The 22,148-nt window shown below is 36.4% G+C and carries 22 protein-coding genes; 11 read left to right on the forward strand and 11 right to left on the reverse strand.

Translation table 11 applies throughout. The annotated features are described in order from the left end of the window. Nucleotides 1–54: 54 nt before the first annotated feature. Nucleotides 55–417 (reverse strand): hypothetical protein, encoded by a 363-nt coding sequence (locus tag ACQWU4_RS04925; RefSeq protein WP_429934650.1) that lies wholly within the window; start codon nucleotides 415–417, stop codon nucleotides 55–57. A 415-nt stretch (nucleotides 418–832) separates the two neighbouring features. Here ACQWU4_RS04925 and pruA point away from each other — a divergent pair, with 415 nt between their 5' ends. The 3 genes from pruA (at nucleotide 833) to ACQWU4_RS04940 (ending at nucleotide 3,402) form a co-directional block, all read left to right on the forward strand. After that, nucleotides 833–2,458 carry an L-glutamate gamma-semialdehyde dehydrogenase gene (gene pruA / locus ACQWU4_RS04930; protein ID WP_429934651.1) on the forward strand — a complete coding sequence of 542 codons (1,626 nt, stop codon included), beginning with the start codon at nucleotides 833–835 and terminating at the stop codon, nucleotides 2,456–2,458. Between the two features lie 317 nt (nucleotides 2,459–2,775). Continuing rightward, nucleotides 2,776–2,988 carry a cytochrome C551 gene (locus tag ACQWU4_RS04935; protein ID WP_429934652.1) on the forward strand — a complete coding sequence of 71 codons (213 nt, stop codon included), beginning with the start codon at nucleotides 2,776–2,778 and terminating at the stop codon, nucleotides 2,986–2,988. Nucleotides 2,989–3,192: 204 nt separating this feature from the next. After that, nucleotides 3,193–3,402, forward strand: a complete 210-nt coding sequence (locus ACQWU4_RS04940) for a hypothetical protein (RefSeq protein WP_429934653.1) — start codon at nucleotides 3,193–3,195, stop codon at nucleotides 3,400–3,402. 520 nt (nucleotides 3,403–3,922) lie between these two features. On the opposite strand, the gene ACQWU4_RS04945 is transcribed toward ACQWU4_RS04940, so the two are convergent. Continuing rightward, the gene (locus ACQWU4_RS04945; protein ID WP_429934654.1) at nucleotides 3,923–5,509 is read right to left on the reverse strand and encodes a helix-turn-helix domain-containing protein; all 1,587 of its coding nucleotides are present in this window, start codon (nucleotides 5,507–5,509) and stop codon (nucleotides 3,923–3,925) included. A 290-nt stretch (nucleotides 5,510–5,799) separates the two neighbouring features. On the opposite strand from ACQWU4_RS04945, the gene ACQWU4_RS04950 reads away from it, so the two are divergent. Next, nucleotides 5,800–6,960, forward strand: coding sequence for a thioredoxin family protein (locus ACQWU4_RS04950; RefSeq protein WP_429934655.1), 1,161 nt, complete (start codon nucleotides 5,800–5,802; stop codon nucleotides 6,958–6,960). 166 nt (nucleotides 6,961–7,126) lie between these two features. Here the strand turns inward: ACQWU4_RS04950 and ACQWU4_RS04955 are convergent, their stop codons facing one another. Continuing rightward, entirely contained in the window at nucleotides 7,127–8,149 is a 1,023-nt protein-coding gene (locus ACQWU4_RS04955; protein ID WP_429934656.1) for a 3-oxoacyl-ACP synthase III family protein, read from the reverse strand. 73 nt (nucleotides 8,150–8,222) lie between these two features. Between ACQWU4_RS04955 and ACQWU4_RS04960 the strand changes: the two genes are divergently transcribed. Next, nucleotides 8,223–9,122, forward strand: coding sequence for a magnesium transporter CorA family protein (locus tag ACQWU4_RS04960; RefSeq protein ID WP_429934657.1), 900 nt, complete (start codon nucleotides 8,223–8,225; stop codon nucleotides 9,120–9,122). 135 nt (nucleotides 9,123–9,257) lie between these two features. Beyond that, the gene (locus ACQWU4_RS04965; protein WP_429934658.1) at nucleotides 9,258–10,844 is read left to right on the forward strand and encodes a patatin-like phospholipase family protein; all 1,587 of its coding nucleotides are present in this window, start codon (nucleotides 9,258–9,260) and stop codon (nucleotides 10,842–10,844) included. Nucleotides 10,845–10,957: 113 nt separating this feature from the next. On the opposite strand, the gene ACQWU4_RS04970 is transcribed toward ACQWU4_RS04965, so the two are convergent. Beyond that, nucleotides 10,958–11,488 carry an NAD(P)H-dependent oxidoreductase gene (locus tag ACQWU4_RS04970; protein ID WP_429934659.1) on the reverse strand — a complete coding sequence of 177 codons (531 nt, stop codon included), beginning with the start codon at nucleotides 11,486–11,488 and terminating at the stop codon, nucleotides 10,958–10,960. A gap of 90 nt (nucleotides 11,489–11,578) precedes the next feature. Here ACQWU4_RS04970 and ACQWU4_RS04975 point away from each other — a divergent pair, with 90 nt between their 5' ends. Both ACQWU4_RS04975 and ACQWU4_RS04980 read left to right on the forward strand, forming a co-directional pair. Continuing rightward, nucleotides 11,579–11,998 (forward strand): winged helix-turn-helix transcriptional regulator, encoded by a 420-nt coding sequence (locus ACQWU4_RS04975; protein WP_429934660.1) that lies wholly within the window; start codon nucleotides 11,579–11,581, stop codon nucleotides 11,996–11,998. 144 nt (nucleotides 11,999–12,142) lie between these two features. Further along, complete coding sequence (locus tag ACQWU4_RS04980; RefSeq protein WP_429934661.1) at nucleotides 12,143–12,589, forward strand: hypothetical protein; 447 nt, start codon at nucleotides 12,143–12,145, stop codon at nucleotides 12,587–12,589. 74 nt (nucleotides 12,590–12,663) lie between these two features. Here ACQWU4_RS04980 and ACQWU4_RS04985 read toward each other — a convergent pair whose 3' ends face one another. After that, a complete protein-coding gene (locus ACQWU4_RS04985) occupies nucleotides 12,664–13,212 on the reverse strand; it encodes a DNA-3-methyladenine glycosylase I (protein WP_429934662.1) in 549 nt (182 codons plus the stop codon). A 152-nt stretch (nucleotides 13,213–13,364) separates the two neighbouring features. On the opposite strand from ACQWU4_RS04985, the gene ACQWU4_RS04990 reads away from it, so the two are divergent. Genes ACQWU4_RS04990 through ACQWU4_RS05000 form a run of 3 tightly spaced genes read left to right on the forward strand, consistent with a single transcriptional unit; the run spans nucleotide 13,365 to nucleotide 15,759 of the window. Continuing rightward, on the forward strand, nucleotides 13,365–14,279 hold the full coding sequence (locus ACQWU4_RS04990; protein ID WP_429934663.1) for an alpha/beta hydrolase: 915 nt from the start codon (nucleotides 13,365–13,367) through the stop codon (nucleotides 14,277–14,279). Nucleotides 14,280–14,317: 38 nt separating this feature from the next. Continuing rightward, on the forward strand, nucleotides 14,318–14,677 hold the full coding sequence (locus ACQWU4_RS04995; protein WP_429934664.1) for a hypothetical protein: 360 nt from the start codon (nucleotides 14,318–14,320) through the stop codon (nucleotides 14,675–14,677). 53 nt (nucleotides 14,678–14,730) lie between these two features. Beyond that, nucleotides 14,731–15,759, forward strand: a complete 1,029-nt coding sequence (locus ACQWU4_RS05000) for a TQO small subunit DoxD (RefSeq protein ID WP_429934665.1) — start codon at nucleotides 14,731–14,733, stop codon at nucleotides 15,757–15,759. Here ACQWU4_RS05000 and ACQWU4_RS05005 read toward each other — a convergent pair. The 6 genes from ACQWU4_RS05005 to ACQWU4_RS05030 all read right to left on the reverse strand — a co-directional run bounded on the left by ACQWU4_RS05005 (nucleotide 15,749) and on the right by ACQWU4_RS05030 (nucleotide 22,109). Then, entirely contained in the window at nucleotides 15,749–15,877 is a 129-nt protein-coding gene (locus ACQWU4_RS05005) for a hypothetical protein (RefSeq protein WP_429934666.1), read from the reverse strand. The two genes, ACQWU4_RS05000 and ACQWU4_RS05005, sit on opposite strands and share 11 nt — an antisense overlap. 118 nt (nucleotides 15,878–15,995) lie before the next feature. Continuing rightward, a complete protein-coding gene (locus tag ACQWU4_RS05010; RefSeq protein WP_429934667.1) occupies nucleotides 15,996–17,570 on the reverse strand; it encodes a DHA2 family efflux MFS transporter permease subunit in 1,575 nt (524 codons plus the stop codon). A gap of 180 nt (nucleotides 17,571–17,750) precedes the next feature. After that, nucleotides 17,751–18,860 carry an HlyD family secretion protein gene (locus tag ACQWU4_RS05015; protein WP_429934668.1) on the reverse strand — a complete coding sequence of 370 codons (1,110 nt, stop codon included), beginning with the start codon at nucleotides 18,858–18,860 and terminating at the stop codon, nucleotides 17,751–17,753. Between the two features lie 16 nt (nucleotides 18,861–18,876). Continuing rightward, nucleotides 18,877–20,190, reverse strand: a complete 1,314-nt coding sequence (locus ACQWU4_RS05020; protein ID WP_429934669.1) for a TolC family protein — start codon at nucleotides 20,188–20,190, stop codon at nucleotides 18,877–18,879. Beyond that, nucleotides 20,174–20,800, reverse strand: a complete 627-nt coding sequence (locus ACQWU4_RS05025; protein ID WP_429934670.1) for a TetR/AcrR family transcriptional regulator — start codon at nucleotides 20,798–20,800, stop codon at nucleotides 20,174–20,176. The genes ACQWU4_RS05020 and ACQWU4_RS05025 overlap by 17 nt, the downstream gene beginning before the upstream one ends. Before the next feature lie 190 nt (nucleotides 20,801–20,990). After that, entirely contained in the window at nucleotides 20,991–22,109 is a 1,119-nt protein-coding gene (locus ACQWU4_RS05030; protein ID WP_429934671.1) for an ATP-binding protein, read from the reverse strand. Nucleotides 22,110–22,148: the final 39 nt, after the last annotated feature.

Raw genomic sequence — 22,148 nt, forward strand, 5'->3', positions numbered from 1 at the left:
ATCTGTACCTATGTACAAATCATACGACGAATCATTCAAAATTGAATAAAATGGTTAGCAGCCTGCAATTTGCAGAGAATGATACAGAATGTATCTGGGTGCTGTAATATAAACGCAGCTTTGAACAGCCACGGTTTGGGTATTATAAGAATAGTCGGTGAAAAAAAAGTTCAGCCATTGCTGTGTGATAACGGCGTAATCAAATTTTACTTTTTCAAAATCACCGGAGTCCTGTGCATCCTGATCATCCGAGACATTGTAAATCTCAGGCTGACCCTGCTGGTCTACATGTTTGAAGAAATGTATTTTTGAGGAGTCACCAAGATATGACTGAGCCTTCCCGTTACCTGCAAAAAAACCTGCACATAAAGCGGTGAAAAACATTACGAAAGAGAATAATAGGATTCTATTTTTCATATCAGTCATTGATGGGATAAAATTAGACAATCCTATAGGCCTCAGCTATCAAAAAGATCATTTAAAATGTTCAAAATCGAGACAAGTATAATCATTGCTCAATTATAGCTTATTGGTAAACTTCTTTCATACAGACACTTAATAATTTAATATTAAAGTCTTCTATTGCAACAAATATTTTAATGTTTTGATTTATATAATTGTTTTAAAACTGATTATCTTCAAATTTAATTTAAAAAATCAATCTAAAAAATGTTAAAAATCATTCATTATACGTCACTAAAATGATATTCTTTTAAAAATAAAACAGTAATAGGTTTCATTTCATGAAGATGAGCAGTGTTTTTTCTTTGCGTTAATTATTGTAAATTTGTATACCAACATATTTATCAATTTTTAAATAATACAACATAATATGTCAAAAGCAATTTCGCAAGTACCATTTGCAGTAAACGAGCCGGTAAATTCTTATGTACCGGGATCTCCAGAAGTTAAAAGCCTTATCGCTACCTACAAAAAGATGTGGGCTGAGAAGACAGAAATTCCAATGATCATTAATGGAAAGGAAGTGAAGACTGACGAGAAAATTCAGCTTCAGTCTCCTCAGGATCATGCCCATGATTTCGGATTTTACTATAAAGGTACCATGCAGCATGTAGATGACGCTATCAACGCGGCACTGGCAGCTAAAAAAGAATGGAACGAACTGGGCTGGGAACAGCGTGCAGCTATTTTCTTAAAGGCGGCTGATCTTTTGGCAGGACCTTACAGAGATGTGATCAATGCAGCAACGATGATCGGACAGTCTAAGAACGTACACCAGGCTGAGATAGATTCTGCTTGTGAATTTATTGATTTCTTAAGATTCAACGTAGAATTCATGACTGAAATGTATTCTGAGCAGCCTGTTTCTGATGCCGGAATCTGGAACCGTGTAGAGTACAGACCATTGGAAGGTTTCTGTTTTGCGGTAACTCCATTCAACTTTACGGCCATTTCAGGAAACTTACCTACATGTATGGCAATGCTTGGGAACGTTGTGGTTTGGAAGCCTTCAGACAAGCAGGTTTACTCTGCTAAAGTGATCATGGATGTATTGATTGAAGCAGGTCTTCCTGCTGGTGTTATCAATATGGTTTTCACAGACGGAAAAGAAACTGCTGAAAAAGTATTGGCACATCCTGATTTTGCAGGTCTTCACTTCACAGGTTCTACAAAAGTATTCCAGGGAATGTGGAAAATGATCGGTGATAATATCCATAATTACAGAACATATCCAAGAATCGTTGGAGAAACAGGTGGAAAAGATTTCGTAATCGCTCACCCTTCTTCTAATGTAGAGGCTGTGGCAACTGCTTTGGTAAGAGGTTCTTTCGAATATCAGGGGCAAAAATGTTCTGCGGCTTCAAGAGCATATGTTCCTAAATCTCTTTGGGCTGATGTGAAAAAAGTAATGGAAACTCAGATTAACTCAATTAAAATTGGTTCTCCTGAAGATCCTTCAAACTTCGTGAATGCAGTAATCGATAAAAACTCTTTTGAGAAATGTAAAGGTTATATTGACAGAGCGAATGCTTCCGGTGATGCTCAAGTGGCAATCGGTGGAAAAGTTGATGATTCTAAAGGATGGTTTGTACACCCTACTGTAATTGAAACTACAAATCCTCATTATGAAAGTATGGTGGAAGAAATCTTCGGACCTATCTTATCTGTATATGTATATGAAGATAAGGACTGGAAAGAAACTCTGAAACTGGTAGATTCCACTTCTCCTTATTCGTTAACAGGTTCTGTTTTCGCGCAAGACCGTTATGCAATCAATGAGGCTTTCAAAGCTCTGGAAAATGCTTCAGGTAACTTCTATATCAATGATAAGCCAACAGGTGCAGTAGTAGGACAGCAGCCTTTCGGAGGAGGCAGAGCTTCAGGTACGAATGACAAAGCTGGTTCTAAAATGAACTTATTAAGATGGACGTCTGTAAGAAGCATCAAAGAAACTTTTGTTTCTCCAAAAGACTACAAATATCCGTACTTAGGATAAGAATAAATGATCATTGATCAATGATGAGCAATGAATAATCATATGCCTCGGAAATTTATATTTTCGGGGCTTTTTTATAAATGATAATTGATGAATGATAAATGATAGTGAGGATGATATTTAAAATTAAGTTTGAAATTAAAGCTCAAAACCTGTAGATCTTAACCTGATTTACCTGCAGCCTATTATCTGCCACCCACTATCTAACTATCTATTTTATAACACCTTTTAACAAACTTTATCTATGTTTTAATATTTCACTATCCTGCTTAGGAATAATTATTGAACTTTATAAGCAACACTAAAAATAAAATATTATGAGAAAGTTTTTGATAGCAGCTATAGGTTTAGGAATAGTAGCTGTGAGTTGCGGAACCAAAGAATCTTCAATGTCATCCGGTAATACCGATTCCACTGCGGTAGACCATACTAAAACTGTAACGCCCAGTACAACGGATTCAACAAAGATGACCACCGATACAGCCAAGATAAAAATAGATTCGACGGCTACCGTACCTCCAACTAAATAGATACAAACAAAGTTTAATCTAATATGGAAAATCCGCAGATGAAAGTTCTGTGGATTTTTTGTTACTCAGTATTTCTTTTAAAATCAATATTAAACTTAATTATTACATTAAATTAGAATTTTAACAGAATAACAGTCTACAATAATAAAAATAGTTTAATATTTTTTTATATTTGATAGTAATTAAACATCAAAATTAACTATTATGAAAAAATTATGGATAGGAGCTGTTCTGGGAATATTGTTTTTGGGAAGCTGTGCCCAGAATAAAGAAAAAAGGGAAGAGTTCAAAGATGAGCACAATAAGGATTCCCTGAGAAATAAGATGGGGGATTCAGCGGTTGCCAATTCTGAACCGGCTCCCGTTACCCAGGATACTGCCAAAGTAAAAACCGACAGTTTAAAAACTAAATAAAAAAAACAAATCCGCAGCCTCACTGCGGATTTGCACTTAAAAAAACTTGACTGAAAAAAACCGGGCAATCAACCCCGATTGTATTGTAAAATGTGGTGGCTTTAAGATGAGTATTCCACATTTGCAGATTTTTTCTTTCATAAAGTCGCAATCGGCATAGCTGCATTGATCTTTCCAAAGGCAGTATGGAAATACATATGCCGATACGACCGTTAGAGATTTTCTCCTCCGTTTAGTTTATTAGTTAAAAGTTTTCATGGTTTATAAATAATCGGTGATACTTTACACCGCTTATTAATTTTTAGTATTTAAGATTGAACGCAGCTCTGCCTTATAAGAACCGAAGATTAAAAATGAGTGACATGCAGTATGCCTGTTCCTGTAAAGCTGGCGCAAAGATATAGATGTGAAGGCCTTACGTAAAACAATAGGTTAGCCATTTTCATGAAAATGAAAAGACAGAATGGATAAAAACATCTATTTCTTAATTATTTTCAGGAAAATGAATATTTTGATCAGATTAATTTTCATCCAGGTATTTAATATAGGCGGAGGGAGAAAAATCTGTTACCGCTTTAAATACCGAAGCAAATTTACTGTGTGAAGAAAATCCGCATTCTTCAGCAAGAATACTTATTTTATATTGTCTGTATTTATCATCATTGATGAGTTTGTCTACAATATAATTAATCCTTAAACGGTTGACATATGTTTTAACATCTGCACTTTTATGCCGGTTGATCACATACGACAGATATTTTGTATTGGTATTCAGTTCTGCCGCCAAAAAGGACAGGGACATATTCTTATTGTTATACAATTCTCCTTTTTCAAATTCCTCGAGAAGCTCCAGAAGCTTTGATTCTGTTTCGGATGTCATCAGAGACTCGTTTCTTCGCTTATCAGTTTCTCCTGCCCTGTCATCTACTTCTTCTACTGAAATATTTGAAAAATCAGAAATTTCTGTTTTTATGCGGAAAGATTCATTTCGTGAACCGATCATCTGTAACTGTGTTCTTATGATATTTCTGAATTTTGCCCTTTGCTTCCTCTGTTTTGTTCTAAAGAAAACAACGAGTGCAATAAGAGAAAGAAACAATACAATAATTGCTGTATTTTTAACAATACTGATCTGAGCATTTTTTTTATTTGATTTTACCAGAGTTTCAGGATTTTTAAGTGCAAATCCACGACTTCTGGCAGTTAAACTGTCATAAGCTCTTACATATTTTACAGCATAAAGAGAAGCTTTAAAATTATCTCCGGTTCCTTCATAATAATCATTGATATTAGAATATACCGCTTTCTTTAATTTAAGACTCCGGGAACTATCGGCAATATTTTCGGCTTTTTTCAGGTAGATTTCAGCATCTTTCCAGTTTTTCTGTTTGAGACGGATGCCTCCCAAGCCATTATATACCAAACCCAGAATACAGCATTTATTTTTAAGCAGGGATTCTGCTTTCCGGTAATAGCTTTCAGAAGCTGTATAGTCTTTTAATTTAAAATAAATATCACCAAGAATCTGGTAAGAAGCTGCAACAGCCCGCTCATTATCCTTAATATTATCTTTTGCAAAAGAATCTAATGAAAGTTCAATAAATTTCACTGCTTCAGGATAGCTACCCTGCTCCATTTCATAATAGGCCATTTCCTGATTCAGTAATCCAAGTACTTCACCTCTTTTTTGCACATCACTGATGCCTTTTGCCACTTCTATACCTTGCAGAGTATATTTTTTAGATCTCTCAAAAAGACCGACTAACCGATATTCTTTAGCTAAAAATCCGTTGACACGGGAAGTCCATTCTGCATCATCAATCTGAATTAGTAAAGAATGAGCATTTTCACCATAGCATATGGATTTTTTGTATTCGCCTGAAGAATGATAAAGTTCAGCAGAAAGTAAGAGACTTTTTACTTTGGCCAGAGGCTTTTGCGCCGTCATGTATAAAGAATCAGCCGTTTTTAAGGCTTTAGGAATATCTTTTTGAGCCACCTGAACAGATGCTCTTTCACAGACTTGGTCAAAATTATATTTTTTCTGAGCCAGAATGGGGACAGCGGTAATGAACAAAAACAAAAGTTTCAGCAGACTTCTAGACATAAAAAAAGTAAATTATTATTTTGATTTTATAATAATTCATCATTCTCATGGGGTGTCTTTTTGTTTTTTACAAAGCTACTAATATTTTATATTTTATTAAAATATTCTTGTATTATTTAATTTTTTTAATTAAAAATACAAATATTGTTTATTTTAACAACACTCCATTAATAATTCTCACCTTAAATAGATTTATTATATATTAAAATAAAAGATCCGTAACTATTTTCTTTCTGCACCGACTTATGTGTTAACATAATTATTACATTTGTAATCAATAAAAAGTTTTTATGAAAAAATTAGCAATATTTTCTTCTCTATTTATAAGTGCTCTGGCATTGGCGCAGGGGATTAAATTTGAAGACAGTAACTTCTCTGCTATACTGGCCAAAGCAAAGAAAGAGAATAAACTTGTATTTATAGATGCTTATGCATCATGGTGTGGACCCTGCAAGCTGATGGTAAAAAATATTTTTCCACTTCAGACGGTTGGAGATTTTTACAATTCTCATTTTATCAATGCCAAAATAGATATGGAAAAAGGAGAAGGAATAGGTCTTGCCAAGAAATACAATGTAAAAGCATTTCCTACTTATCTTTTCATCAATGGTGACGGAGAGGAGGTACACAGAACATTGGGCTATGTGGAAGAAAAAGATTTTATCCAGTTTGCCAAAGATGCTGAAGACCCAAGTAAAAGGCTTACCGCATTAAAGCAAAAATTTGAAAACGGAGAAAAAGATCCTGAATTTTTAAAGAATCTTGCAGAACTTACTATCTATAATGATTCTGAATTTGCAGGAAAAGTATTGGACCGTTATTTCCAGCAAAAAACCGAACTTGATAAGGAAGATGTACAAATGCTTCTTTCAGGAACTCAAAGTACAGAAAGCCCATTATATAAGATATTCCAGAGTAGAAAACCTGAGATCATTAAAATTTTTCCGGAAGACAGATATGGAAAATTTGATAAAAATGTAAAAGTGAATACTGTTCTTAAAAAGTCTTACAACGCAGATACAAAATCCTGGAACGACAACTATTTTCTGACAGAATCACAAAAATTTCTGACCAAGGATGAAGCTGAAAAAATCTTAAAAAGAGCAAAAGCAAGCAGAGCTTTAAAGGATAAGGACATCCCAACCTATGAAAAATTAGCGCTGGAACTCTATAAGGATACTTCAGCAACAAGCTCGGAAGAATTAAATTCACTGGCATGGAACTTTTTTGAAAATGTCAACAATAAAACTTCCCTGGAAAAAGCAGTAGCCTGGGCGCAGGAATCTGTAAAAAAAGATACCAATTATGCCAATACAGATACTTTAGCTAATCTTTACAACAAAATCGGAGATAAGAAGAATGCTAAGATCTGGGCGGAAAAGTCTGTTCAGCTGGCTAAAAGTACGGGACAGGATTCTACGGATACTGAGAAGTTATTGAAGAGTCTTTAATCAATAATTACTATATAAGAACGGGATCGGCCGAGCTTTGCTCGGCCGATCCCCTTTATTTTTAACCACCCCGTCAGATCTCCGATCTGCCACCCCTCCGGAGGAGGGGAATTATCAGTTGGTTATTTAACTATTTCGTGATTTTTATGTTTTCGCCTATGAAAAATTAATATTCAAACAGGACACTTCCCCATGTAAATCCGCTTCCGAATGCTGAAAGGAGCACAAGATCTCCTCTTTTGATCTTTCCTTCCTCAATGGCCTCACTTAAAGCGATAGGAATGGAAGCTGCCGTTGTATTTCCGTATTTCTGAATATTATTATGAATTTTCTCATCAGGAAGTCCGAATTTCTGCTGTACAAACTGAGCAATTCTAAGATTTGCCTGATGTGGAATGAACATATCAAGATCTTCAATGGTTTTCCCTGCCTTATCCAAAGCTTCCTGCATGGTTTCAGGGAATCTTGTCACCGCATGTTTGAATACGAAATTACCGTTCATGATAGGATAAACTTCTTTATCCGTTACATTTTCCGGTTCTTTTCTCATTCTGTCGCTCCATCCGAATTTAGAACCAGGGAACTGTGTACACAATTCATCTGCGTATTTCCCTTCGGAATGCATATTCACAGCTAAGATATCTCCTGCATTTTCATCTTCCGTTGCAGAAAGCACAATAGCTCCTGCCCCATCTCCAAATATAACAGAAACACCTCTTCCTTCATCGGAAAAATCCAATCCGAAAGAATGGATCTCTGCTCCTACTACCAAGATATTTTTATAAGTCCCAGATTTGATAAAAGCATTGGCAACACTTACAGCATAAACAAATCCCGAACATTGATTTCTTACGTCCAAAGCACCAATCGTGTCACAACCCAGCATATCCTGAAGCAGAACACCACAACCCGGAAAATAATAATCCGGAGAAAGCGTTGCAAAAACAATATAATCTATATCCTGAGCCGTAAGACCTGCTTTTTCTAGAGCTTTTTGAGAGGCTTTGAAACCTAAATAAGCTGTGGTTTCCTGAGAATCATTTCTGTTTCTTCTGTGTCTTCTTTCTTTGATGCCCGTTCTTTCCGTAATCCATTCATCATTGGTGGTCATCAGCTTTGCTAAATCATCATTCGTAACAACATTATCTGGAACATAAAATCCAATCCCTTTTATTGTACTTTTAATCATATAGTTTTTTTAATTTTGGCAAAGATAAAATTATTTAAAACATAGTTTTTCAAAATATTAGTATTTTTATTGTATGCCAATCGACACGATATACAGAGACTCCCAGTGTGAATGGGTAGATGTAGAGGCTCCCACAGCGGAAGACCTGAAATTCCTTCATGAAAGATATGAAATCAACAATCTTCTTCTTGAAGATACGATGGATCCAAACCACCTTCCGAAGTACGAAGAGGATGGCAATATAAAATTCTTTCTTCTCCGGGAAAGTACGGAACTGGAACGTAAAAACCTGAATACGATAAGTGATATCAGTACAAAAATCGGAATTTTTCTGTTGGAAAATACAATTATTACGATCCACAGAATGAAAGCAAGAAGCATTTCGGAGACGAAAAGACAGCTCACTGATATGCAGGCAGAAGTTCCGCCTTCAAAAATAGCTTTAATGATTGCCCTGCTGATTATGAAAAGTTTCGATGATGAATCTGTAAGTCTTCTGGAAACCATGGACAATATCGAAAACGAAATTTTCCTTAAAAATACAAACCATACCAACCAGATCAGAAGGCTTTATAAGCTGAAAAGAAAGTCGGGACTGAACTCAAGGGTGCTGACAATTTCTACGGATGCTGTAGATAAATTCAAATTATTAAATCTTCAGGATTCCGAAATCGTCGATTTAAAAGATAAACACAAAGATGTTGTAGCGGATTTTGATCATCTGAATATCCAGATTACCAACCTTATTTCGATGTTCCTGGCACTTTCGGATCAGAAGGCCAACCAGGTGATGAAAGTTTTGGCCATCTATTCAGTCTATTTCTTACCGATTACCTTTATTGCAGGTGTTTATGGGATGAATTTCGATAATATGCCTGAGCTTCATCATAAATACGGATACTTTATAACAGTAGGCATTATGGCTCTGGTTGTGATCTGTACATTTATTTATGCAAGACGTAAGCAGTGGTAATTGGGGAATATAATTAAATTGGACAGGTTTCGGATGATGGTGACAGAAAACTCTTGAGTTATTTTGTATGTTTAACAATAGAAAAAACATTGAGCCCTTGCCTTTAATCAAAAGCAGCTAAACACCAAACCAACCATGAAAACCGAAATTTTAAACAAAATTCTTGAGGAAAATGTTCTTTCTCCAGAATCTAAAGAGAAACTTTCTGCCCTGCACGGAAATATTTCATCCAAAGAGTTTTCCGACCTGCTTGATGCCCAGAGAAATCAGTATGTAGAATTTGTTCAGGAAGGAGGCGGTGTCTGGGGAAGTGCATTGGTAGGATATCTTTATGGTCTGGAAATCTTCGGAATCCGTTTTCTGAAGGTGGCAGGAACAAGTGCAGGAGCAATCAATACAATGCTTATTGCAGCCTGCAAAACTAAAGAGGAGGCTAAGAGTGAAGTAATCAAGGATATTCTTTTCAGCTGGAATTTTTCAGATTTCATGGATGGAAAAACCTATGTTAAAACAACTATTCATGCTATTCTGAACAATAAGAATTTTTTTAAGATCAATGCCATTATTGTGGCGGTCGTTATGATTATCCTTGTTACTATTCCTTTTGTCGCCCGGCCTGAAACAACACTTAACGCAAAGCTTCTTTTCCTGATTCCTTTGATTCCCGTAATCATCGCTTTTTTCTGTATCAAGAAATTTTATAATGATTTCAAAAAACAGAACAGCGGATTCAATCCCGGAAATACATTTTTAAATACAATGGAAAGTGTTCTGGACAGTTTCGGCATTAAAACAGTAGCTAATCTTAATGAAAAATTCATTCAGAAAGAATATGATCTCAACCTCAATTACCGCTACGGAAACACTCAGGAATACTATTCAATTGCCCTGAAAAGTATAGAAGCGATTAAAGAGAAAAATCTTGAGCATATTGATCAGACCCGCTACAGGATATTCTATGAAAGTGCCGTTAACAATGATTATTATAAGAACAATCCGTTTTATCAGCTCCGATCGGAATATGTTGTGATTACTACGGATATTAATGCCAAGATAAAAATAGAACTTCCTACGATGGCCAATTTATACTGGTCGGAAGAGGAATTGAAACACATCAGCCCTGCTGAATTCGTAAGAGCTTCCATGTCTGTCCCGTTCTTTTTTGAACCGTTTCAGAAAAGAATCAATAAGGATGATGATTCTGTGAAGTATGCCTGGAAATTCTGGATGAACACAAAACCGGAAGATATTTACCCAGCCGGAATTTTTATTGATGGCGGCAGTATTTCCAATTTTCCAATTGATATTTTCCACGCCAGCGATGTGTTTTATCCGAGAATGCCGCTTTTCGGGGTACAGCTTACCAGTGATTCGGATATTCTTTCAGAAAAAGGGAAAACCAGTGAAGAAATTCTCAAAACACCTTTTTCTTATGCCGGGAATATCATCAGTACCTTAAAGGGCTTTAATGACAAAACATTTTTAACCAAACACAGTTTCTATCGCCTATACAGTATTCAGACGGTAAACTGCGGAACAAGCAGCTGGCTGAATTTCTTTATGAAAAAAGAGGAAAAAGAGGATCTTTTCAACAGAGGTTTTCAGGCTGCCCTGGATTTTCTGAATCAGTTTGACTGGGAAAAATACAAGTATGAAAGAATGCTGCTTTCGATGAAGGAGAAAAAGATTTTGAAGGAAGAGGATACGAAAACAGTGGGATAAGGAATTTTGAGTATTTTCAAAGTTTAAGTAAAAGTTACATTTGTGGAGCTAAGCATTCTTTTTAATTAAAAATCTTGAAAATTATATTTTTAATATTCTGATTAACTATTAGCTTACAATGCATCCAAAAATTCCAGATACATCGGTACACTTCTTTCCACCCATTCTTCCGAAGGATCATTTTCTATTCCGTAATAAACGAAAGGTTCCCTGTAATCTGCTCTGATATAGTCAAAAGTCAGTTCATACGGGCGGAAAAGCTCATTCATAGTATATTTATATTTTCCGGATGAACTGTAGCCTTCTTCGTCAATTCCAGCTGTAACGGCCAATGTCATTTTTTTTCCTCCTAGTTTATATCCGCTTTTACTTCCGTATGCCCAACCATACAAAAGTACCTCATCAAACCATTTTTTCAGAAGAGGCGGATTACTGAACCAATAGAATGGAAACTGGAAAACAATTCTGTCATATGATTCCATTAATTTCTGCTCTTTCTCAACATCTATTTTTTCATCCGGATAAGCTTCATAAAGGGAATGAACGGTATACTTTTCAGGCGTTTTTTTTAATTCCTCAATCCATTTTTTATTGATTACCGATTTTTCTATGTCCGGGTGAACGACTATGATTAATGTTTTCATTATTTTAAATTTCTACAGCAAAAATAATATACGTAACTTACATTTCTGATATTAGTACCCAATTGTATGGTACTATAAAAAATGTAAGTAATGACTAAAATAAAGGAAACATCAACCAATTTTGCCAACAAAAAAGCTCTTGCCGACGAATGTCCGGAGATCTATGCATCCAATACAATCGGCGGACAATGGGCACTCGCAATCTGTTGCTACCTGATCAACGGTAAACTGAGATTTGGCGAACTGAAAAAGCGCCTGAATAATATTACAGAACGGATGCTTACCTTACAGCTCCGCAGACTGGAAGAAGACAGGATCATCACCAGAACTGTTTACGCTGAAGTTCCGCCCCGCGTAGAATATGAACTCACAGAGATTGGCTATAAACTGAAACCCATCATTCTGGAATTTGAAAAATGGGGCAAGGAACATAAGGAAATCATGAAAAACGAAGATTCTGCTTCTACCTCAAAAAAGAATAAGAAAAGTGACGAACTCTCATTAAAATAAAAAGAGAACAATCTGTATTGAACAACTGATTATTCCCCTCCTTTGGAGGGGTGGCGAAAATTCAAAGAATTTTTGACGGGGTGGTTCAAAGCATCCCCATTCACCATCAAACCTCTTTTGAGAAATAAAAATATATAACGATCTATGGCTACATTAGATTCTTTAAGGGAAATCTTATCTGCTCAAGCTTCAAGAAATAATCCCGGTGCCAATTATTACTATGAATTTGAGATTCTTCCATTTGACCTCTCAATCCATGCTCCCGATTTTATGAGAGCTCACTTTGTTTTAAAAGATAATAAAACACTGACTGCAGATGAAATAAACGAATCTGAATTCAAGAAGGCAATATATAATTGGTTTTTTGAATGTGAAAGATCAAAAAATATCAATACAGATCCTGCAGAAAATAGAGAAAGCGTGGAAAGCTTTTACCGTTCTTTAGAATCAGTGACAGAAGGAAAAAGAATTTACCACTTCAAAAATGTTAATGAAGAACTTTATGAGTACCAGCTGGGGATTAATTTCGACTATTTTTATATTGAAGGGGAAGCAAGCAATTTTCTTATTTATTTCAGTGCTCATGGTTAATGTTCTGTGATTTTAATAAGCTATTGTGACCGATAAATTTTAATACTGTTCCTTCTTAATTATCCTCCCCGGACCTACTTTTTCCAAAGTGGTTTCTGCTTCAATACATGTTGATAAACAGGGCAGCTTTCTGCATGTGCTCCTTCAAGATATCCTGTACTCATTAAAAATTCATTCACAATTTCTCCTCCTGTAAATTTGAATGTTTTTTTGAAAAGTTTCATCCATTCCTGAAGAGTTTTAGGATGATGATGCTCCAGCCATTTTTCAAATGATCCGAATTCTTTCTGTATTTCTGTAATGGTTTTTGCATTTTCAATAGCAGCATTCACTTTCAGACGGTTCCGGATAATTCCCGGATCATTCAGCAGCCTTTCTCTATCCTCTTCTGTATATGATGCAATAGCATGAATATTAAAATTACTGTATGCTTTCCTGAAGCTTTCTTCCTTTTTCAATACAGTTTCCCAGCTCAGTCCTGCCTGATTGATTTCCAGGATCAGCCTTCCAAAAAGTTCGTTATCATCATGAATTGGGAATCCGTAATGATTGTCGTGGTAGTTTTTATGAAGTTCTTTTCTGCTTTCCGGCTTCATTCCTTCTATGGCTAAACAATAACTCATTTAAATAGATTTTCTGTTTTGATTAAATAATTCAGGGGTTAAAGATAAGGCAGGATTGTGACAATAGTGTGTCAGTAATGTTTTTAATTTTAGAATTTATACTGCGGAATTGTAAAGAACATTATAAATTAGAACCTTCAAAAAAACAATGTATGAAATATTTACTGTCTTTCCTTTTTGCAATGCTCTGTATTTCCTTTAATGCCCAACGAATATATTCTAAAGCTTACGGCAATCCAAAAGATACACCTGTCATTTTCATTCATGGCGGACCGGGCGGAAATACTACTTTATTCGAAGGAACTACAGCTCAAAAGCTTGCAGAAAAGGGATTTTATGTAATTGTATATGACAGACGCGGAGAAGGCAGATCCAAAGATGAAAATGCTTCTATGACCTTTAAGGAAAGTTTTGAAGACCTCAACACAATCTACAAAACCTATGGAATTAAAAAAGCAAATATCCTTGCCCACAGCTTCGGAGGAATTATCGGAACCCTGTTTACAAAAAGCTTTCCTGAAAAGGTAAGTTCACTGACAATGGCCGGAGCTTTATTTTCCCAGCAGGAAACTTATGATTATATTTTAAAGCAAGCTAAAGAAAATTTTAGAAATGATCCTGCTAAACTGAAAGAAATCTCCGAGATTGAAGGTTTAAGCAAAAACTCCGCAAATTACAGGAAAAGATGCTACAATATAGCAAGTGACATGAAATTATTCACCATGACTTCTCCTACTCCAGAAAGCCAAAAATTAAGAGCCGAATATGAATCCGGTGAATTCTATGCTGTCAATTTCAGAAATCCGGAATCACCCTTGAAATTCTATAAAAACGAAGCCAGAAATAATCTTGACAACACTTCTGTTTTGAAAGAAATCAAAAAAAGAGGAATTCCCGTTTTCGCCGTTTATGGAAAAGATGACGGAATATTTTCAGATAAACAGCTTAATGATATGAAAAATATAGCCGGTAAAAATCATTTTAAGCTTATTAACAATTGTTCTCATTACTTATTTGTGGACCAGCAGGATGAATTTCTGCAATTCATAGGCTTACATTTAAAATAAAGTGTAGTTTTGTAAAAATGCCAATATCAGGAGTCCATATGAAAAATTACAAAGCATTCATTATAATGCTTATACTGGCATTTTCATTATCTCCATGTTCTGTAAAAAGAGATTTTCTTAATATTTTTGATATTCAGCATACCAGCGGTTTAAATAAAGTAAAAATTACAAATGGTGCTGTATCTTCCTGTATTTTTTCTGGTGAAAATTCATCTTCAAAAACAGTTCTTTCAAAAACTAATGTAAAGCTTAAAGACAACAGCTTTCTTTTCAATTCAAATACAGTTCCCTGCTCCGGAGAAGAAAAAACCAGCATCAATAAATACTCAGGACATTCTACCGGGAACAGTCCTCCGAAATATATTTTATTTAAAAAACTGAAATTACATCTGGCTTAGGTTTTAACCGGATCAATTTTTAATCAACAGTTTTTTAATACAAAATCATTTCAATGAAACATACTTCAGACAGCCGGGCCTATGACCTGGCCGGGCTATACACATTATCACTACGCCTTGTTATCGGATGGACTTATTTTTCAGCTTTCTGGCGCAGACTTGTTCTCGAAAACAAATTAAATCCTGAAGAAAACGGATATATCGGTGAAAAATTCAATCATTTCCTGCCTAACGCACTGGGTATAAAACCTCTTATAGAATATCTGGTTACCCATCCGGATGCCTTACATATTTCTATGTTTACTTTTACCATTATTGAAGCCATCGTAGGATTATTTATTATTTTAGGATTGTTTACTAGATTAATGAGCATCGGGGTCTTTGGTCTTGCTATGGGAATTCTGCTGGGTTCCGGCTGGATCGGAACGACTTGCCTTGATGAATGGCAGATCGGTGTTCTGGGAATTGCAGGAGGATTTGTTTTATTCCTTACCGGAAGCAGTTCTTTTTCCCTGGATCATTATTTCCTAAAAAAGAATAAGAATTTCACTCACACGAAATGGTTTCTCTGGTTGGGTTCAGGCATTCTTCCTTTATCAAAACCGAAAACATTTGTACTGGCAGGATCAGTATTTATTTTCGGACTTACATTATATACTAATCAATATTTTCATGGCGGGGTTTGGGGAACGCTTCACAATAAATCCGTAAAACCGAAGATTGAAATTGCCAATGCTTCTTTAATCAATACAGACTTAAAATTTGAAGTGTACAGAACAGAAGGTGTGGATGTTTACGGCTCTTTTCTGATTGGCATTCATATTTTGGACAAAAACGGGAATATTGTAAAAGAACTGAATCATAAACAACTTTCAGAATTTTCGAAAGAAAATATCAGGAATCATTATGTAGCCAAAGTAAAACCTGGAAAACAAAGCCTGGTGATTCCACTTGGAGCAAAAGCTGATCTGACAGTGAATATGGATGATATTTCTGCAAAAAAAGAAGAAATCCATACTCTGAAACTTATCGATATAAGTGGTATTGAATGGACAGCGAGGATTAATAATTTTAACCATTAAGGATTTTTAAGCCTTTAAGAATATTAAGTTTAGATGCTTCGACTCCGCTCAGCATGACATTTCCAATACTAATTGCTTCTACGTCTATTTTTGGAGTCGTCATGCTGAGCGGAGTCAAAGCATTCTTATATACTCAAAGATTAGTAGTAAGGCAAAACTTTGGTTTTTATAAAATCATATCCCACAAAAAAGCCTCCGGATAAATTTCGGAGGCTTTGTATTAATTCAGATAAAATTTAGTGTACACCACTCAAATCTATTTTTTCCTTACTTTTTCTTTCTTTAATGAAGAGGATAAACGGTATGCATACGAGGAATATAACTCCTAAATAAAGGAAAACATCCATATAGGAAAGTACCGTAGCCTGTTTTGTTACAGACATATCCAACATTTTATAAGCTGCATTCATAGCTGCATCGGGAGTCATACCTTTTGCTATAAAACTTGCTTTTAATCCGTTCAGACGCTGTTGTACATCAAAACTGTTTTCATCAAGGTGAGAGATCAGGTTAAGCCTGTATTTCTGGCCTGCATTGGCAATAAAAGTAGTAATCGCCGCAATCCCGAATGATCCCCCGAGCTGTCTCATCATCCCTGTAAATGCCGCCCCCTGGCCAATTTCCTGTCCTTTCAATGTACTTAATGACAGTGAAGTGATCGGAATAAACAGAAGTCCCAAACCAGCCCCTCTCACGATCAGCATCCAGAAAAAGGCATCTTTACTGGTATCCGGTGTAAGGATCTTGTAACCCCAGAAACTATAGACAAAGAAGATAAACAGTCCCAGAGATACCAGAATCTGCTGTTTTGCCCCTTTTGAAAGAAGTCTTCCGATAATTGGCATCATGAAGGCTGTTGTTAATGCCGCAGGAATCATCAAAGCTCCTGACTGCAAAGCTGTCCATCCTAAAATACTCTGTGTATAAAGCGGTACGATGAATGTGGAACCATACAATCCGAATCCTAAAACGAAAGACATAACGGTTCCGATCCTCAGGTTTCCGTTTTTCAGTACCCTGAGTTCCACGATGGGATATTTGAAGGTAAGTTCACGCCAGAGGAAAAGTATAAATCCTAATATGGCAGATACTGTGAATGTTACGATCATTCCGCTTTCAAACCAGTCTTCTTCATGACCTCTTTCCAGGATAAACTGCAGAGATCCTACAGTAACTGCAAGTAAAGCAATACCTATCCAGTCTACATCTGAAACCTTTCGTTTTTCTGCATACTTCGGACTTTTCACAAACTGTAAAGTCATCAATGTTGCTGCAATACCGATTGGAATATTGATATAGAAAATATACGGCCAGCTGAAATTATCAACGATATATCCTCCCAGTGGCGGACCTAAAGTCGGGCCGATAATTACTCCCAATCCATAAATAGCTTGTGCCATACTTCTTTTCTCTATAGGGTACGATTCCGTAATGATCGTCTGTGAAGTCACCAAGAGTGCTCCCCCACCTATCCCCTGCATCAGCCTGAAAAATACGAGCTCCCAGATATTGGTGGCATTTCCGCATAAAAAGGAAAAGACAGTGAATATAATAATGGATGCAGCAAAATAATTTCTACGTCCGAACTGTTGTGACAGCCAGCTCGTCATCGGTACGATAATTACGTTACCGATTGCATAAGCTGTAATCACCCAGCCTACCTCAGAAAGTGTAGCTCCAAGGTTACCCTTCATCTCATTCAGGGCAACGTTCACAATCGTGGAATCTACAATTTCAAGCAGAGCACAAAGGATTGCCGTAATCGTAATGATCACTCTCCGGGCTCCATATTCTACTAATGAATCTTGCATAATATTTTTGTACGAATAGTTTGTATTAATGTAAAATGTAGAACGTATTAATGATCTGAATTTTGGTTAAAAACCACTGGAAGTTGTTTTATATAAGCAGTTTAAAGTCCGCCCCATTGAATATTTAAATTCTCAATCTTTCAATCAGTCATTAATACATTGTACGTAAATACATTAATACTATTTCAATGATACTTCTGCCTTCACGTTCATTCCTGTTCTCAGTCTTTTTGCAATATTCTTGTCAAGATTTACAAAATCAATTTTCACAGGAAGTCTCTGAACCACTTTTACGAAGTTACCGCTGGCATTATCCGGAGGCAGAATTGAAAAAGTAGCGCCTGTTGCAGGAGAGAATGAGCTTACTACTCCATTAAATTCCTGGTCAGGAAAAGCATCAATCTCAATTTTCACTTTCTGTCCCTCAACCATTTTATCTACCTGCGTTTCTTTGAAGTTCGCCACAACCCATTTCTGATCATTTTTAACCAAGGCAAAAAGCTGTGATCCCGCCTGCAGATATTGTCCTGCCTGAGTAGAAACTTTTCCTACGTATCCGTCTTCCGGAGCAAGAATTACTGTATATGAAAGATTTAATTTAGCATTTTCCACATCTACTTCTCTCTGTTTTGCTACTGAACCTGCAACGCTGATCTGCTGAGAACTTGCTGCCGTCTGGGAAGATGCAATAGTTGTCTGCTGTGCAATCTGGTTTCTCTGGTCCACCAAAACCTGAAGCTGTCTGTCTGCAGACTGTTTAGCTGCTAAAGCCTGCTCATACTGCTGTTCTGTAATGGAATGATCTTTTACAAGATTGGCATATCTTTTAAGATCCTGTGATGTTTTCCATACATTTACTTTTGCTGCTTCTATCTGTGCATTGGCTGTTGTTACCGCTGCCTCGGAAGAGCTGATATTTTTTGAAGTGGCTGTAGTAGTAGCTTCTGCATTTGAAATATTGCTTTTCGCTGTTGATAAAGCCGCCTGAGCCTGCTCAAGGGCCATTTTCTGATCTCTGTTGTCCAGGATAACCAAAGTATCTCCTCTCTTTACGAACTGATTGTCTTTTACTTTTACTTCTGCCACATATCCGGAAATTTTAGAAATTACCGGTGCCATATTGGAAGTAATTTGTGCATCATCTGTTTCTTCGTGATACTGTCCGTATGTAAAAGCTCTGTATCCATAGATTCCTCCACCGATTACTACGGCGGCCAGAATGATAGGGAAAACTAAACTTTTTTTCTTTTTAGGTTCAAGTTCAATTGTTGGTTTATTATTATTTTCCATTTTGGTACGAGTCTGATTATTTAATTGTTAAAGTTCCTGTTGTCTGTAATAATTTTCTATAAGCTAAGGCAGCATCAGCCTTCGCATTGATCACCCCTACATTGGCTGATATCTGGGCAGCGTCTGCATCCAGAAGTTCTGTCATGGTTGCAAGACCGTTGTCGTATTTGTTTTTGGTAATCCTGTAGTTTTCATTAGCCTGTTCAGCAGATTTTTCATACACTGTGATTCTCTTTTTAGAGTAATCTGTATTCTGATATTCCCTGTTCACATCAAGCTTAATATTATCATTCAGTAATTCATCGTTGGCAGCCAGCTGTTTTTCTCTTGCCTGAGATTGTCTCAATGCAGAATTTTCTTTCCAGATATTGGATAAATTATAAGAGATTCCAACGCCTACATTTACAGCATTGTATATGGTAAGGAATTTTGGAATATCTGCCGCCACATACCCTCCGGTAAATGCTATTGAAGGAAGATTTTCAGCTTTGGCCGATTTTGTTCCCAGTTCCGCAGCTTTTCTTTGCTGAGCCAAAGCCTGCAGATCCTTACGGTTTTCTCTCGCTTCATTCACGTAGTAATCCACTGTTTTCACTTCGGAACCTTCCTCAATATAATTCTGGTCAACCTCAATTTCTGTAGTTTCCGGAATACCCAATAGCAGGTCCATGTTGATGTTTGCGATATTGTAGTTATTTTTAGCTTCCAATAACTGCAGTTCGATATTTGAAGTCTGAAGGTTGGCTTTTAAACGGTCGTTTCTTGCGATAATCCCATTATTTTCAAGCTTAAGAAAAGTCTCATCTCTTTTTTGAGAAGCAGTAAGATTTTCTTCCAACACTTTGATGGACTGATTGGCTTTAAATAAATTATTGTAAGCCTGAGCAACATTATAGGCAATCGCTATCTTATCATTTTCAGTGCTTAGTTTTGATGCTTCCACCAGGTATTTTGCAGACTGGATACCATATTTGATTCTTCCACCGCTGTAAACCGGAACGCTAAGGTTAACCGATCCATAAGCAACCTGATGTACCTCCGGGCCTCCTTCGCCGGAAACACCTGAAATCTTCAAGTCAACAGTAGGTTTAAGGGGAAGATACATATAGCTGCCCGACACTTTCAGTTCCGGAAGCTGCCTGTTTTTGGCTTCCAGAAGATCTGCTGTAGCTTCTTCAATTTTAGCAGCATCTATCTTAAGGTTTTTACTGTTCTGGATTCCCAGCTGCACGGCTTCATCAAGAGTGAGCTGTTTTTTCTCCTGAGCATTTATGGCTGCAATTCCCATAAAAAGGGATAATGCCAACACCGAGTTATTTATTCTCTTCATAACCTAAAAGGTCTTTTAGTAAATATTTTATATGTTTATTAAGTTCTGTGTAGTATTTTTCATCAAAAACTTCATCGTCTTCCGTATCGTTCAGGAATTCCTTGTACATTTCTTTAGCATTGGATGCATAAAATAAAGTTCCGCTTACCGTTGCATGAAGCAGGTATATAGGAGGATTTTTGGTAAAAATTCCTTTTTTCAGTCCGCTGTCAAGAACCTGTGAATACATGGAGATAAAGCCCATCTTGGTCTGCTTCAGAAATTCCACAATCTGAGGATTTTCCGTATGGAGCTGTTCACGCTGCATAATCCTGTAAAAACATTTGTGATGCCTTACTCTTTCCGAAAACTGGTCTACGATCTTTTCTATTTTCTGCCATTCGTTGATATCTGTTCTTTCCAGAATGTCTTTTGAAAAGAACTGGCCTTCGGCCATTCTGTATTCAACTAGTTTTTCGTATAACTTTTCTTTGGAACCGAAATAGTAAGAAATCATAGAGATATTTACATTCGCTGCCTTGGAAATCTCCCTGGTAGAAGTACCATCGAAACCTTTTTCTGCAAAAAGCTTTTCTGCGGCAAATAATATATTTTCTTCTTTTGAAACCATAGCTATCTATTTTTCAGGGCGCAAATTTACACAAGATTTCGAACAAATCAAACGATTGATTGATTTTTTAATCTATTTTTAATATTTGCCAACATAACCTTCTGAATACTAATACCATCAGATAACAAAATTTTAAGAAGGCTTAACAAACAAAAAAATCCGGAGCAAGTCCGGACTGATATGATAATTTCTATGAATTTTTATGAATGTAGCGCGATAATTTGATTCCCAGATCTGTCCAGACAATTTTAGGATTACCGTTTCTCGTCAGGTGAAGATCTGCCGTATTGATCTCTTCCAGAATACTTTCAATATTGGCCCCGCTAATGAATTTGGAAAATCCGTCCCAGTTGAAGCCGTCTGCATTGATCTTTTTATAAACAAGATTGTCGGATTGATAGTTCTGGAGAAGAGCAAGCCTGAAAATCTCAGAGCAGTAGTTCAAAAAGTTTTTCTGCTTTTCCCTGTTCCAGCCGGCTATTTCCCTGGCCCAGAAAATAATACTTTTAAGGAACTGAGGTTTCTTTTTAACCATGAATGCATCCCTTACCCATTGTACAAAAAGCTTTTCAAACTCATCGCTTTTATGCCCGGAATTTAAAATTTTCAGGGCTTCATTAAGGTCTCCCTGTGCTTCATGAACAATTTCCTTTGTTTTTTCTTCTGAGATCTGAAAATTCTTTTTAAAATAATTCTCCAGATCTTCATCACTGATTCTTGGAACTTCAACAATCTGTGTTCTGGAAAGAATGGTGGGAAGAATATCATTTGCAGTTTCAGCGGTCAGAAGAATAAGGGTTTTTGCCGGTGGTTCTTCCAGAAATTTCAGGAATTTATTGGCTGCGGCAACGTTCATTTTATCAGCTCTCCATACGATCAGGATTTTAGTTCCGCCCTCAAAACTTTTTAAGGCAAATTTCTGGTTCTGGTCATCAATCTCATCTGCGGAAATAAAAAGCTGTTTGTTTTCAGATTCAAGGAAGGCTGTCCAGTCATCATAGCTTGCATAAGGAGAAGCCATGATCATTTCCCGGAAGTCCTCAAATTTATTTTTGCTTAAGGAATTTTTGTTATCAGTGAATACAGGAAAACTAAAATGCAGATCAAGATGGTTCAAATGCTCTACTTTTGAAGCAGCATGCTCATTTTCCCGGCTAAAGATCTCTTTGGCATAGGCCAATACCATTGGAAATGTTCCATATCCTTCTTTTCCTAAAAAAAGCTGGGCGTGGCTCACTCTGTTTTCAGCAATGCTTTCCCGAAGAAGTTTTTTCAGATTTTCCTGTCCGGCGATGTTCTCCCAATTCATGTTCCAAAGATAAAAAATCTTATCTCAATGGAGAAAATT

The organism is Chryseobacterium sp. MIQD13, from assembly GCF_050496705.1.
Classification (GTDB): domain Bacteria; phylum Bacteroidota; class Bacteroidia; order Flavobacteriales; family Weeksellaceae; genus Chryseobacterium.